This is a genomic window from Shewanella psychrotolerans, assembly GCF_019457595.1.
GTDB lineage: Bacteria > Pseudomonadota > Gammaproteobacteria > Enterobacterales > Shewanellaceae > Shewanella > Shewanella psychrotolerans.
Genome location: NZ_CP080419.1, coordinates 3,812,208 through 3,825,242 on the forward strand (window position 1 = coordinate 3,812,208; position 13,035 = coordinate 3,825,242).

Genomic DNA, 13,035 nt, shown 5'->3' on the forward strand with positions numbered 1-13,035 from the left:
GCGCGGCACATAGGTTCATCCATAAACAATATTTAATTAACGGCCAAACATCATCGCCGTTAACAGAAAATCTAACGCCAGCACAGCTAAACTAGATTGCACTACCGTTTGTGTCGTCGCACGACTAATACCTTCAGGGTTGGGGATCACATGATAACCACGATAAAGTGCAATCCAAGTTACCACTACGGCAAACACCACGCTTTTAATCAAACAGTTAACAATATCTTGTCGCCATTCAACCGAAGCTTGCAATATTGACCAAAAACTTCCGCTATCGATCCCTTTCCATTCGACACCAACCAAATGACCGCCATAAATACCCACAGCGGTAAACATCAAGGCCAGTAAAGGTAAACTTATGACCCCAGCCCAAAAGCGTGGGGCAATGATCTGCCTGAGTGGATCGATCGCCATCATCTCTAGGCTCGACAGCTGCTCGGTGCTTTTCATTAAGCCTATTTCAGCGGTAAGTGCGGAGCCTGCCCGCCCAGCAAACAGCAGCGCGGTGACGACAGGTCCTAGCTCACGAAGTAAGCTCAAGGCAACCATAGGGCCTAAACTATCTTCGGTGCCAAATCCAACCAAAATATTATAGCCTTGTAGCGCCAGCACCATACCAATAAACAATCCGGAGACCAAAATGATCACCATAGATTGCACACCGATAACATAGAGCTGTTTAACCAGCAACGGAATGCCTTTACTTGGCTTGGGCAGTCTGGCAATTGCCCCCCATAACATTAACCCTGCCCGGCCAAGGCCCGTAACGCTGGCTATGGCACTACGGCCTAAATTTGCAATGTGATCAGTCAAGCTCACCTAACATCTCCTTTTGGTAATCTTGAGCAGGAAAATGAAACGGCACAGGCCCATCAGGTTCTCCGCCAATGAACTGCTTTAGTTTCGGGTTATCGGCTAGCCTTAACTCTTCTGGCGTACCATGGGCGATAACTAACTTGTCAGCCAAAACGTAGACATAATCAGCAATGCCTAGTACTTCTTGTACGTCATGGGACACCACCACGGAAGTCAGATTCAGCGCGTCACTCAGCTCTCGAATAAGTTTAACTAGCACACCCATTGAAATAGGATCTTGGCCAGCAAAAGGCTCATCATAAAGAATTAATTCAGGTTCCAACGCGATGGCTCTAGCGAGGGCCGCACGACGTTGCATACCTCCAGACAGCTCGCTAGGCATCATCTTCGACGCACCGCGCAGCCCAACCGCTTCCAACTTCATCAACACAATGCGCTTAATAATGGCTTCGGGAAGTCCCGAGTGCTCGCGCAATGCAAAGGCAACGTTATCGAACACATTCATGTCGGTAAACAAGGCACCACTTTGGAACAACATGCTAATTCGCTTGCGCAGTTCAAACAGCTCGCCACGATTGCACTTATGCACATCGATACCATCGACCTTTATGCTACCGTGCTGAGGCTGTAATTGCCCACCGATTAACTTGAGCAATGTGGTTTTACCTATACCACTGGGGCCCATGATAGCGGTCACCTTCCCTTTAGGAATAGACAGGCTAACATCCTCATAAATGACATGGGAGCCACGACTAAAACCGAGATGAGTTATCTCGACTAGCGGTCTAGCTTTATCATTTACCTGTTCATTACTCATAGTAAGACCTAATGTGTTCCATGGTAAAACGCCAGAAAAAGAGGCAAATTGTACGTAATTGACCTATTGTGCACAACCTAATCGACACTATCTTGCCTCAATACTTTCAATTTTGTTCAAATCCAGCGAAAATGCGCGGCAGACTTCTAAACAATAATGAACTTTAATGCTATTTAATATTTTTCTACTGATTGCTGGATTAGGCGCCCTAGTATGGAGTGCCGATAAATTTGTGTATGGCGCTGCTGCTTTTGCTCGTAATTTAGGGCTGCCACCTATGCTAATTGGCTTAACCATTGTAGCCATGGGAAGCTCAGCACCTGAAATGTTTGTAGCTGCCACCGCTTCAATGGAAGGCATGACCGATACCGCTATCGGTAATGTATTAGGTTCAAACGTCGCCAATATTACCCTAATATTAGGACTCACAGCACTAATGGGCGCGATATCGGTAAGCTCTCAAACCCTAAAACGGGAAATCCCCATGATGTTGGGGGCGACACTGCTTGCGGGATATTTCCTATTCGATGGTGAGTTGACCCGCATCGAAGGGGTGATATTGATGACACTATTTTTCTCTTTAATGGGCTATCTTATTTGGCATGCGGTCACCAACAAGGGATCCGATCCATTTGTCGATGAAGCTGAGAGCGAAATACCTGAAGGCGTTCCAACCGCTAAGGCCATACTGTGGCTCATCGTCGGCATCGTATTACTGCCACTATCGGCAGACTGGATGGTCCAAGGTGCTGTGGGTATCGCCAAGGCATACCATCTTTCAGATCTCGTGATAGGTTTAACCATTATTGCCGTAGGGACCAGTTTGCCCGAATTAGCCGCCTGTATTGCCGGTGTTCTAAAGAAAGAAGATGACCTTGCTATTGGCAACATTGTTGGTTCAAACCTATTTAATATTTTAGCGGTACTGGCATTGCCTGCTCTTATCGCACCGGGAGCGGTGGACGCGTCTGCCAGCACTCGTGATTTTTATATGGTATTAGCGACGAGTAGCGCTTTAGCCATACTCATTCTGCTAACAGGTAAGGCTCGCCAGTTAAAGCCATGGCATGGAGGAGTGTTATTAGTGACTTTTGTCGCATACCAAACAGTACTTTTTCTATCCTAATTTCACGTCAAGCACTAGCTGACAACAAAGAGAGAACAAGATGGTAGATGCAAATCAATTACGCCAATGGGGACGCAATGTTATCGATATCGAGCGCAATGCATTGGATAACCTTTATCAATATGTAGATTCACTCGAATTTGCTAAAGCATGCCAACTCATTCTCTCCTGCACAGGTAAAGTGATCGTCATGGGAATGGGTAAATCAGGCCATATCGGCAATAAGATCTCTGCCACGCTAGCCAGTACAGGAACGCCAGCCTTCTTCGTTCACCCAGGTGAAGCGAGTCACGGCGATTTAGGCGTACTAAGCGAAAATGATATCGTGCTGGCGATCTCCAACTCTGGAGAATCTGGGGAAATATTGACCTTAATGCCGGTCATAAAACGCATGGGCTTACCCATTATCGCTGTCACAGGTAAACCCCACTCAAACATGGCCAAACATTCTGTGGTTCACTTATGTATTGAAGTACCAGAAGAAGCTTGCCCACTGGGTCTAGCCCCCACCTCAAGCACGACTGCAACATTGGTAATGGGGGATGCGTTAGCCGTTGCGCTATTGCAGGCTCGTGGTTTTACCAAAGATGATTTCGCCCTATCACACCCAGGTGGTAGTCTAGGTCGACGATTATTGCTTAAGGTCAGCGATGTAATGCACACAGGCGCAAACATGCCTGTAGTGCCACAAGATATCTGCATCACCGAAGCACTATATGAAATATCAAAAAAAGGCTTGGGTATGACAGCCGTCACCGACGATCGCGGTCTGTTAGTGGGTATTTTTACCGATGGCGATCTGCGCCGAGTGATCGATGCAGAAGTCAACTTAAGAACCACTTCTATTAGCCAAGTCATGACCCATGGTTGTGTGACCGTCAGCGATGGCATTTTAGCCGCAGAAGCCCTTAAGATCATGGATGAGAAAGAGATCAATGGCCTGATAATTACCAATCAGCATCAACAACCTATCGGGGCACTTAATATGCTCGATATGGTCAAATCAGGAGTGATTTAATCATGACGCATCAAGGTTTTTATGGCCCTATTACCGATACGATATGGCAAAAAGCAAAACAGATTAAACTGCTTATCTGCGATGTCGACGGCGTGTTTTCTGACGGCCTAGTGTATATGAGCAATTCTGGCGATGAACTTAAAACTTTCCATACTCGCGATGGTTATGGTGTGCGCTCTTTGCTAACCAGTGATATTCCAGTTGCGATTATCACGGGGCGTAAATCACGCATTGTAGAAGATCGTATGACCGCACTGGGAATCACCCATATCTATCAAGGTATCGACAATAAAATGGTGCCTTACCAAGAGTTGCTAAAGCTCTACCAAGTCACCCCACAGCAAGTCGCATACATAGGTGATGACATGGTTGATCTGCCAGTGATGCAACAAGTGGGACTTTCCGTGTGCGTCGCAGACGGTCACCCATACGTGCAACAACACGTCGATATGGTCACAAATATTAAAGGGGGCCACGGCGCCCTTAGAGAGCTAACGGATCTTATTTTACTCAGCCAAGATAAGTTTGAATCCGCACACGGAATGAGTATATGAATAGAGTCACGCTGGCGATTATAGCGTTCTTTGGCGCAGCCTTAATACTCTACTGGCAAGTGCAGACAAAACGCAGCGCGAACGAGCAGATTGTCGATGCTTCCGAGCGTCCAGATTACATCGTTAACGACTTGAAAAGCGTCCAGTACAATGAGCAAGGCAATATCAACAGTCGCGTATCAGCCAGTCACATGGAATATTATTCCGACCGGAATATGACCTATTTTTCAGATCCTATTTACTTAGTCTATCCCGCTAATGGTGATGCCCAGTGGCGCTTACGTTCAACGAAAGGTACCTTAGATAAAAATAGCGGACAAGTAACCCTAGAAAATAATGTTATCATTGATGCTATTAGCCCAGAAGAACCGGTTCAAACCATAGAAACAACCTATCTGGAGCTCGATCTTAATACTATGATCATGACATCAGACCGCACCATTCGAATTACAGGCAACGATTTTCTGATCACTGGCCAAGGTTTGCATGCAGACCTGAATGCACAAAATGTACGACTGACTAGTCAGGTAGAAGGAACATATGAAACTAAATAATCTTATTCTTGCTTGCACGCTAAGCCTAGTTAGCTTAGGTAGCTCAGCCAAGGACAATGATCTACTGCAAGAGGTTAAAATCTCTGCCGCTAGCCAAGAAGCCGATATTAAGAATAATCAGATTATCTTCAATGGCCCTGTTGAAGTAACCCAAGGCTCAATAAAGATCCTAGCAGATGAGTTACGCGCATTTAGCAAAGAAAACAGCAGCGGAAAAATTCTCGTCGCGACAGGTGATCCAGCAACATATACTCAAGTGATGGAAAATGGACGGCCAGCTTCAGCCAGCGCCAAAGAGATCCGCTACGAGCTATCCAGCCGTACCCTGACACTGATAGGTAATGCCACCCTCGAACAAGAAGGCAGCCAAGTGACAGGTGACCAGATCCGTTACAATATTGAACAACAGCAACTGATTGCCGAAAGCACGGGTAACGACCGAGTGATCACTATCATTCAACCTGAAAATTACCAAGAAACCCCGAAAACTCCCGCTGAAGAGCAACCTAAGCAGCAGGAAAAGCAATGACAGATATGACATTAAAAGCGGTTAATTTAGCTAAAAGCTATAAAAGTCGCGCAGTTGTTCAAGATGTAAGCTTAACCGTAAGAACAGGACAGATCGTGGGGCTACTCGGCCCCAACGGAGCAGGAAAAACGACCACGTTTTATATGGTTGTGGGTCTAGTTCAGAGCGATAAAGGACGTATCTTTATCGATGAAGACGACCTCACCTTAGACCCTATGCATCTGCGAGCTCGCAAAGGGATTGGCTACCTGCCACAAGAAGCGAGTATCTTTAGAAAGCTTTCGGTACACGACAACATAATGGCCGTACTGCAAACACGAAGAGAACTCAGCAACGATCAACGTGAAGAGCAGTTAGAACACCTGCTAGAAGAGTTTCACATCACCCATATTCGTGATAGCCAAGGCATGGCACTATCGGGAGGCGAGCGTCGCCGAGTAGAAATTGCCAGAGCGTTAGCCGCTAACCCTAAGTTTATTTTGCTCGATGAGCCCTTCGCTGGCGTCGATCCTATATCAGTTATCGACATTAAGAAAATTATCGAGCAGCTGAAAAATCGCGGCCTAGGTGTATTAATCACCGACCATAATGTGCGCGAAACTCTCGATGTTTGTGAGAAAGCATACATTGTGAGTCATGGCAATTTGATTGCCGAGGGAACTCCTGCTGAAATCTTAGACAACCAGCAAGTACGAGCGGTGTACTTAGGTGAACAATTCAAGCTATAGTTAATCTTATAAGCGATCGGCATAGGAGATCCCTCCTATGCCGTACATAATTAATATTTGCCTTTAACCAATTAAGGCTACCAATAAAGCTTTCTCATTTTATAATTAGAAACAAGGGAATAGCAGTACAATGAAAGCGTCACTTCAGCTCAAAATGGGTCAGCATTTAACCATGACACCCCAGTTACAACAAGCGATTCGTTTGTTGCAATTGTCGTCATTGGAACTGCAACAAGAGATCCAGCAGGCATTAGAATCTAACCCTCTTTTAGAGTTAGATGAGGAGCAAGAGGGCGCCGATAGCGACGCTCGAGAAGAGCGCAATGATAATAATGAAACCTACGAAGTCGATTACGATAATAAGCTGCAAGTTGACTCCAGCGAGGACAATTCTGGCTTAGAAACATCCGACGCGCTCACCCAAGATTCCATGCCTGATGAACTCCCCGTTGATACCACGTGGGATGAGGTATACACAGCCTCATCTAACTCCAGTTCAGGCGCGATGCGCGACGATGATATGCCTTTTCAAGGGGAAACGACTGAAGGCTTGTATGAACACCTCGAGTGGCAAAAAAATCTCACTCCCTTTTCAGATAACGATTTAGCCATCGCTACAGCCATTATAGATGCCATCGACGAACGCGGTTACCTCACGCAAACCTGCGACGATATTCTTGAAGCCATGGGCGATCCAGAAATCGAACTCGATGAGATCGAAGCGGTACTCAAACGCGTCCAGCATTTCGATCCTATTGGCGTTGCCGCCCGAGATCTCAGTGAATGCTTAACCATTCAATTAGCGCAGTACAGTGATGATACACCGCATATAGCTAATGCAAGAATGCTCATTAGTGAACATTTAGATCTTATCGCGGGTAGAGATTTTCGCCTATTGATGCGTAAAACTAAGCTAAAAGAAGACGATTTACGTGATGCGATCTCACTGATCCAGACGCTCAATCCGCGTCCTGGACTGGCAATCACCGCCAGCCGCGACGAGTATGTTATCCCAGATGTCACCGTGACGAAGAAAAAAGGTCGCTGGGTCGTAGAGCTTAATCCCGATAGTATGCCTAAAATTAATGTAAATCAGCATTATGCCGCTATGGCTCGCAGCACTAAGAGCCAGGCGGATGGACAGTTTATTAGGGGCCACCTACAAGAAGCGAAATGGTTCTTGAAAAGTTTGGAGAGCCGCAACGAAACCCTGTTAAAAGTCACCAACTGTATTGTTGATTTTCAGCAAGGCTTCTTTGAGTTTGGCGAAGAAGCGATGAAGCCGATGGTGCTAAACGACATTGCAGAAGCCGTTGAAATGCATGAATCGACTATCTCTCGAGTAACAACGCAAAAATATATGCACACCCCGAGAGGCATTTTTGAACTAAAATACTTTTTCTCTAGCCATGTGGGAACCGACGATGGTGGTGAGTGCTCTTCTACTGCAATACGGGCATTTATTAAAAAGCTCGTCGCAGCGGAAAACCAAAAGAAACCACTAAGTGACAGCAAAATGGCTCAACTTTTGGCGGAGCAAGGCATAAAAGTTGCGAGACGTACAATTGCTAAATATCGAGAGGCATTATTAATACCGCCATCGAACCAACGTAAAAGTTTGTAATCAACAACTGGAAACCGGAGGAGTGAATTTATGCAAATAAACCTTACAGGGCACCACATTGAGATAACCCAATCTCTACGGAACTATGTTGAAGAGAAATTCACAAAGCTTGAACGACATTTCGATCAGATCAATAATGTCCACGTTATATTAAATGTCGAAAAATTGATGCAAAAAGTTGAAGCCAAGTTACATCTCCGTGGTGGAGAAGTCTTCGCGACATCGGAACACGCGGATATGTACGCCGCGATAGACTCCCTGATCGATAAATTAGATCGTCAGGTTATTAAACACAAAGAGAAGCAAACTAAACATTAACGATGGAACTTAGTACCATCCTGCGGCCGGAGTGCACAACCTGCGCCACTCCGGGCAGTAAGAAAAAGGTACTGGAACTTATCAGCGACTTAGCCGCTGTCCAGTACCCCACCCTTTCCTCTCAAGAGATATTTGAAAGTCTTCTGGCGAGAGAAAAAATGGGCAGCACAGGTATAGGCAATGGTATTGCGATTCCTCATGGGCGACTAACCAACATAGATCAACCCGTCGCCGTACTGATAAAGTGTGCTGAACCAATCGCATTTGATGCCATTGATAATCAGCCAGTCGATATCTTATTTGCGTTACTCGTGCCCGCAGATCAATGCGAGCAACACCTTAGTACATTAGCCGCTATGGCTGAGAAGTTAAATGATAAAGCCATCATGAAACAGCTAAGGAAAACCCAAGATGAAGCAGAGCTATATCAGGTGATCACTCAATGAAGTTAGTCATAGTATCCGGGCGCTCAGGATCGGGAAAATCAGTAGCACTAAGAGTGTTAGAGGATCTCGGGTACTACTGTGTCGACAATCTGCCATTACAGATGATAGAGTCGCTGTTAGCCCAGCTCAAAGGCAGTAACGATTTGGTCGCCATTAGCGTCGACGTTCGTAATATTCCAACCCAAGATCTTAAATTGGATCAGCAATTAGCTAATCTTCCTAAAGATATCGAACTATTGAGCTTTTTTCTTAACTCGTCAGATGAAGTACTGCTTAAGCGATATAGCGAAACCCGCAGGTTACATCCACTCTCGCGCGCTCAAGTCTCACTGAAAGAAGCAATTAAGCTTGAAGGCAAAATGCTCGAGCCAATCTCTAATGTGGTTGACCATTATATCGATACCTCAAACCTCAATATCTATGATTTAAGTGACAAAGTAAGAGAGATCTTACTCGGTACCATTGATAAAGAGCTAGTGATCAACTTTGAGTCATTTGGCTTTAAATATGGACTGCCTACTGAAGCCGATTTTATGTTTGATGTGCGTTTTTTGCCCAATCCTCACTGGGAACAAGAGCTAAGACCACTAACAGGCTTAGATGAGCCTGTGCAGCAGTTTTTAAGCCAGCAACCTTTAGTGAACAAGTTTATTTGGCAAATCGAAAATCTTATCGAAACTTGGTTACCTCACCTCGAACGTAACAATCGTAGCTACCTCACTATCGCTATTGGATGTACTGGAGGCCAGCATAGATCTGTCTATGTTACCGACCAACTTGCTAAATTATTTAATAAAGGTAAACACAAGGTTCAAGCGCGCCACAGAGAGTTAAAGAAACATGAAGCTTGAGCGTCAGTTAACCATCTGCAATAAACTCGGCCTACACGCAAGAGCAGCAACAAAACTGGCGGTATTAGCGGCACAGTTTGATGCTCAAGTCACCTTGATTCAAGGAGACAAGCAGGCCTCTGCCGCAAGCGTACTCGGCTTACTCATGCTGGAAACCGGTATGGGAAAAACCATCACTATTACCAGCGAAGGTAAGGATGCCCAAGCGGCGCTCGACGCCATCAGCGCACTTATTGACGCTAAATTCGAAGAAGCCGTATAATCTGCCCGCCGTTAGAATATCCTAACGGTTTTTTTCGCTATATGTAGCGCGATCCGTTCTATAATAATCATAAACTTACATACCCAAAAAGCTGATTTAGTCATTTTGATTTCTCGGGGGACCCATGCCGATCGAAGTATTAGATAGTGAAACCACAGATCAGCGTATGCATCGGCTTACTAAAGCCCTTAATAGCGGTATGTTTGTCCACGTGCGTAATATGCTCCATGACATGGCAGCGTCTGACATTGCCTTTATCTTGGAGTCCTCACCACCACGTACTCGTCAGGTGCTTTGGCAGTTGATCGACCAAGCCCATACAGGTGAAATTTTAGATGAACTCGGTGAAGAACTAAAAGATCACCTTATTACCCAGATGAGTCCTGAACGCGTTGCTAAAGCCGCCGAACGGATGGATACCGACGATTTAGCCTACATTCTGCGTAGCTTACCTGACAGTGTATTCAATCAAGTACTTCAGTCGATGAGGTCACAAGATAGGTCTCGAGTCGAACAGGCACTCTCTTATCCAGAAGATACTGCCGGAAGTCTAATGAATACCGACACGGTAACCCTTAGACCCGACGTTAATATCGATGTCATTCTCCGCTATCTGCGTATTCGCGGAGAGCTACCGGAAGCCACCGATACCCTATATGTGGTCGATAAACATGATAGCCTTCTTGGCGGTGTGAGAATTGCGGATTTACTGACCTGCGATCCCAACGCATCGGTACGAGACATCATGAATGACGATCTTGAAGGCATTCCCGTTGCTATGGATGACAGTGAGGTCGCTCAGCTATTCGAACGCCACGACTGGGTATCGGCTCCCGTCGTGGAAGAACAGACTAATCGATTGCTTGGTCGTATAACCATCGATGATGTGGTTGATGTTATCCGTGAAGATGCCGAACACTCAATGATGGGTATGGCTGGTATGGATGATGATACTGATACCTTTGGCCCCGTACTCAAGAGTACATTCAGGCGCTCATTGTGGCTTACCATCAACCTATTTGCCGCGCTGCTAGCCGCATCGGTAAGCAACATGTTTGAAGGGACGTTAGAGCAGTTTGCCACCATCGCAATTTTAATGACTATCGTACCGAGTATGGGCGGCGTCGCGGGCAATCAAACCTTAGCATTGGTCATTCGAGGGATAGCTCTTGGTCAAATAGGCCAAAGTAACTCACGCTGGCTAATCGGAAAAGAGCTTGCTATCGGCTTTCTTAACGGTCTACTTTGGTCGATACTGGTCTTTGCTGCGGTATGGTTATGGAAAGGGGATGTTGCGCTTGGCGGCCTTATCGGCGGAGCAATGCTGATTAATATGACAGTTGCGGGGCTTGCTGGCGCCTGCATACCATTATTGCTAAAAAGACTTAATATCGATCCTGCGTTAGCTGGCGGAATGGTACTGACAACGGTTACCGATGTTATTGGACTGTTTGCTTTTCTTGGTCTGGCGACATTATTTTTATTGCACTAAATCATTTGCGGGCAAGAGGGTTGAATTGAGCAAGTCATTGCCGATCTACAACCGCTTACCAACACCAAAGCTGTGACACTCAAATTAGCAATGGAAACCACTCCACTAATATCCATCAGCTAATCACACAGCCGAACTCATAAAACATTATGCAATAACCAAGAAATATCCCAGTCTCAGCAGTAAACGATTTCGTCACAATAAACGGCTTAGTAATAATACCAATCAGTATAAAGATATGATCACTTTCTTATACTGATTGGTATAACAAGCTATTTGGCCATAATGACGACGAACTGACTCTGCAATGACAGACTATCTTGGCGACCATAGTTAATGATTAGTTCACTTCTGCCATCATGATTAAGATCATCGCCGCTGAGCATCTCGCCATCACTGGGCAGACGAACCTTTAAGGTCTCACTATTACGGCTAAACAGATCGCCATCATTTTGCCCAAGATATAATCGAAGTGACTCTTCACCATCAGATAGCAAGAGATCTTGATAACCATCACCATCGAGATCAACCAGCTTCACGATCGGGCTGCCACTTTGACCTGAGGTGAGACTAAAACTCAGCTCAACATCCTTGCTTATATTGGCCTTTTTGGGAAACTTTCCATTAGCGTTCATCTTAAAGATGTACACATCCTGATCTATGCTGCCAGACACTAGCGCGCCAATAATTTGCGATAATCCGATATCAAAACCGGACACCAATACTTCGTCAATCTTGTCATCATCAATATCCACCAGCTCAAATCCGGTCAAGGTACCATCGGCTCGAATGACATTACTCGGTTGCTTGCCAAAGACGATCCCTTGAGCCTTTTGCTCCCCGAGATACAGCTCGTAATCATTGACCCGATCCAGTACACCAGAACTCTTGGTATAGCGAACCACCATATCAACCAAGCCGTCATTATTAATATCCTTAAGCAGCTCCACCTTACGATAAACCAAATCACTCTGATCGAATGCCTCACCATAAGCATCACGTTTGTTCCACCAATCGAGACCACTTATCGCGAGACTCACAGGCTGATATTTTGCAATGGTAGAAAAAGTCCCATCAGGGCGCTGGGCATACAGCTCAAGTTCCCCCTCGGCAACTTTGACAATATCGTTTCTACCGTCAAGATTAAGATCAGCAAAATAGAGGTTTGCTTCAATATATCGAGCACCATCTCTATACAGTAATACTTGGGGTTTTATCGGTAAAAACTGGCTGAGCAGTGAAGTGTCAGCTTGTTGGATCAGTAGCTCTGCTTGGTTCAAGCTGCTGATAATAAAGTCATCTAAGCCATCTTTGTTTAAGTCATGAACAAAACTTCCCCGAGAGATGAAATCTGGCCGAGATGTCATAATCAGTGGGCTTATCCTTGTCAATGCCTTGAACGCCAACTGCTCACCACTCACATCTAATTTGAGCAGTTGTTCGCTGGAAAGGAAATAGAGTGATTGTAATCCTTGAGGCTGCTCATCATCGGCTGGCGTAATATCGAAAGCAAATAGCTCCAGCGGTAACGAATGCTTAAATCGCTGGCGATATTGGGCTGTATCGGCATCAAAACCATAGATAGCCAACCATTTCTGTTGATTATCATCGACGCCCATAGTGACCAGTTCTTTAGTAGTATCACCAAATAGATTGACGGATAAAACAGGATGAGTGAGTCGGAATCCTGTTTCAATCGTCTGGGAAAATAGCGACAACTGGCTGTTAATTGATGCACCTATTGCCGATGAAGATAGGAGCAATAGCAGTGAACTGAGAATAGTTCCCAAGCCTATTTTGGCATTTCTCATATTGTAACAACATCCTTATTAACCTAAATCGTGATAGCTCTAATCTAACGACTTCAGCGCAAAAGGAAAGATAAGTTAACCGCTTG

The 13,035-nt window shown here is 45.4% G+C and carries 15 protein-coding genes; 12 read left to right on the plus strand and 3 right to left on the minus strand.

The annotated features are described in order from the left end of the window. Positions 1 to 36 precede the first annotated feature (36 nt). Together mlaE and K0I62_RS16785 are read right to left on the minus strand one after the other, a co-directional pair. Positions 37 to 822, minus strand: coding sequence for a lipid asymmetry maintenance ABC transporter permease subunit MlaE (gene mlaE, locus K0I62_RS16780; RefSeq protein WP_220069187.1), 786 nt, complete (start codon positions 820 to 822; stop codon positions 37 to 39). Beyond that, positions 809 to 1,636 (minus strand): ATP-binding cassette domain-containing protein, encoded by an 828-nt coding sequence (locus tag K0I62_RS16785; protein ID WP_220069188.1) that lies wholly within the window; start codon positions 1,634 to 1,636, stop codon positions 809 to 811. The genes mlaE and K0I62_RS16785 overlap by 14 nt, the downstream gene beginning before the upstream one ends. Positions 1,637 to 1,802: 166 nt before the next feature. Here K0I62_RS16785 and K0I62_RS16790 point away from each other — a divergent pair, with 166 nt between their 5' ends. From K0I62_RS16790 to mgtE, 12 genes are all read left to right on the plus strand, one after another. Next, positions 1,803 to 2,762: a calcium/sodium antiporter gene (locus K0I62_RS16790; protein WP_220069189.1), complete on the plus strand. Its 960-nt coding sequence runs from the start codon at positions 1,803 to 1,805 to the stop codon at positions 2,760 to 2,762. Between the two features lie 40 nt (positions 2,763 to 2,802). After that, positions 2,803 to 3,780, plus strand: a complete 978-nt coding sequence (locus K0I62_RS16795) for a KpsF/GutQ family sugar-phosphate isomerase (RefSeq protein WP_220069190.1) — start codon at positions 2,803 to 2,805, stop codon at positions 3,778 to 3,780. A 2-nt stretch (positions 3,781 to 3,782) separates the two neighbouring features. Further along, positions 3,783 to 4,334: a 3-deoxy-manno-octulosonate-8-phosphatase KdsC gene (gene kdsC, locus K0I62_RS16800; RefSeq protein WP_220069191.1), complete on the plus strand. Its 552-nt coding sequence runs from the start codon at positions 3,783 to 3,785 to the stop codon at positions 4,332 to 4,334. Beyond that, positions 4,331 to 4,888 (plus strand): LPS export ABC transporter periplasmic protein LptC, encoded by a 558-nt coding sequence (lptC, locus tag K0I62_RS16805; RefSeq protein ID WP_220069192.1) that lies wholly within the window; start codon positions 4,331 to 4,333, stop codon positions 4,886 to 4,888. The genes kdsC and lptC overlap by 4 nt, the downstream gene beginning before the upstream one ends. Continuing rightward, on the plus strand, positions 4,875 to 5,417 hold the full coding sequence (lptA, locus tag K0I62_RS16810) for a lipopolysaccharide transport periplasmic protein LptA (protein ID WP_220069193.1): 543 nt from the start codon (positions 4,875 to 4,877) through the stop codon (positions 5,415 to 5,417). The genes lptC and lptA overlap by 14 nt, the downstream gene beginning before the upstream one ends. Next, complete coding sequence (gene lptB, locus K0I62_RS16815) at positions 5,414 to 6,145, plus strand: LPS export ABC transporter ATP-binding protein (RefSeq protein ID WP_220069194.1); 732 nt, start codon at positions 5,414 to 5,416, stop codon at positions 6,143 to 6,145. Before lptA ends, lptB begins: the two co-directional genes overlap by 4 nt. A gap of 130 nt (positions 6,146 to 6,275) precedes the next feature. Beyond that, positions 6,276 to 7,769, plus strand: a complete 1,494-nt coding sequence (locus K0I62_RS16820) for an RNA polymerase factor sigma-54 (RefSeq protein ID WP_220069195.1) — start codon at positions 6,276 to 6,278, stop codon at positions 7,767 to 7,769. 30 nt (positions 7,770 to 7,799) lie between these two features. Beyond that, positions 7,800 to 8,087 carry a ribosome hibernation promoting factor gene (hpf, locus tag K0I62_RS16825; RefSeq protein WP_220069196.1) on the plus strand — a complete coding sequence of 96 codons (288 nt, stop codon included), beginning with the start codon at positions 7,800 to 7,802 and terminating at the stop codon, positions 8,085 to 8,087. A gap of 2 nt (positions 8,088 to 8,089) precedes the next feature. Then, on the plus strand, positions 8,090 to 8,533 hold the full coding sequence (gene ptsN, locus K0I62_RS16830; protein WP_220069197.1) for a PTS IIA-like nitrogen regulatory protein PtsN: 444 nt from the start codon (positions 8,090 to 8,092) through the stop codon (positions 8,531 to 8,533). Continuing rightward, positions 8,530 to 9,384 carry an RNase adapter RapZ gene (gene rapZ / locus K0I62_RS16835; RefSeq protein ID WP_220069198.1) on the plus strand — a complete coding sequence of 285 codons (855 nt, stop codon included), beginning with the start codon at positions 8,530 to 8,532 and terminating at the stop codon, positions 9,382 to 9,384. Before ptsN ends, rapZ begins: the two co-directional genes overlap by 4 nt. Beyond that, positions 9,374 to 9,646 (plus strand): HPr family phosphocarrier protein, encoded by a 273-nt coding sequence (locus tag K0I62_RS16840; protein ID WP_220069199.1) that lies wholly within the window; start codon positions 9,374 to 9,376, stop codon positions 9,644 to 9,646. Before rapZ ends, K0I62_RS16840 begins: the two co-directional genes overlap by 11 nt. A 124-nt stretch (positions 9,647 to 9,770) precedes the next feature. Then, on the plus strand, positions 9,771 to 11,138 hold the full coding sequence (mgtE, locus tag K0I62_RS16845; RefSeq protein WP_220069200.1) for a magnesium transporter: 1,368 nt from the start codon (positions 9,771 to 9,773) through the stop codon (positions 11,136 to 11,138). A 272-nt stretch (positions 11,139 to 11,410) separates the two neighbouring features. Here the strand turns inward: mgtE and K0I62_RS16850 are convergent, their stop codons facing one another. Further along, positions 11,411 to 12,949, minus strand: a complete 1,539-nt coding sequence (locus tag K0I62_RS16850; RefSeq protein ID WP_220069201.1) for an FG-GAP repeat domain-containing protein — start codon at positions 12,947 to 12,949, stop codon at positions 11,411 to 11,413. Between the last annotated feature and the right edge of the window lie 86 nt (positions 12,950 to 13,035).

Bases quoted from the DNA above. Each gene is read 5' to 3' on its own strand.
- K0I62_RS16785 (WP_220069188.1), bottom strand. From the start codon at position 1,636: ATGAGTAATGAACAGGTAAATGATAAAGCTAGACCGCTAGTCGAGATA.
- K0I62_RS16790 (WP_220069189.1), top strand. From the start codon at position 1,803: ATGCTATTTAATATTTTTCTACTGATTGCTGGATTAGGCGCCCTAGTA.
- K0I62_RS16795 (WP_220069190.1), top strand. From the start codon at position 2,803: ATGGTAGATGCAAATCAATTACGCCAATGGGGACGCAATGTTATCGAT.
- kdsC (WP_220069191.1), top strand. From the start codon at position 3,783: ATGACGCATCAAGGTTTTTATGGCCCTATTACCGATACGATATGGCAA.
- lptC (WP_220069192.1), top strand. From the start codon at position 4,331: ATGAATAGAGTCACGCTGGCGATTATAGCGTTCTTTGGCGCAGCCTTA.
- lptA (WP_220069193.1), top strand. From the start codon at position 4,875: ATGAAACTAAATAATCTTATTCTTGCTTGCACGCTAAGCCTAGTTAGC.
- lptB (WP_220069194.1), top strand. From the start codon at position 5,414: ATGACAGATATGACATTAAAAGCGGTTAATTTAGCTAAAAGCTATAAA.
- K0I62_RS16820 (WP_220069195.1), top strand. From the start codon at position 6,276: ATGAAAGCGTCACTTCAGCTCAAAATGGGTCAGCATTTAACCATGACA.
- hpf (WP_220069196.1), top strand. From the start codon at position 7,800: ATGCAAATAAACCTTACAGGGCACCACATTGAGATAACCCAATCTCTA.
- ptsN (WP_220069197.1), top strand. From the start codon at position 8,090: ATGGAACTTAGTACCATCCTGCGGCCGGAGTGCACAACCTGCGCCACT.
- rapZ (WP_220069198.1), top strand. From the start codon at position 8,530: ATGAAGTTAGTCATAGTATCCGGGCGCTCAGGATCGGGAAAATCAGTA.
- K0I62_RS16840 (WP_220069199.1), top strand. From the start codon at position 9,374: ATGAAGCTTGAGCGTCAGTTAACCATCTGCAATAAACTCGGCCTACAC.
- mgtE (WP_220069200.1), top strand. From the start codon at position 9,771: ATGCCGATCGAAGTATTAGATAGTGAAACCACAGATCAGCGTATGCAT.
- K0I62_RS16850 (WP_220069201.1), bottom strand. From the start codon at position 12,949: ATGAGAAATGCCAAAATAGGCTTGGGAACTATTCTCAGTTCACTGCTA.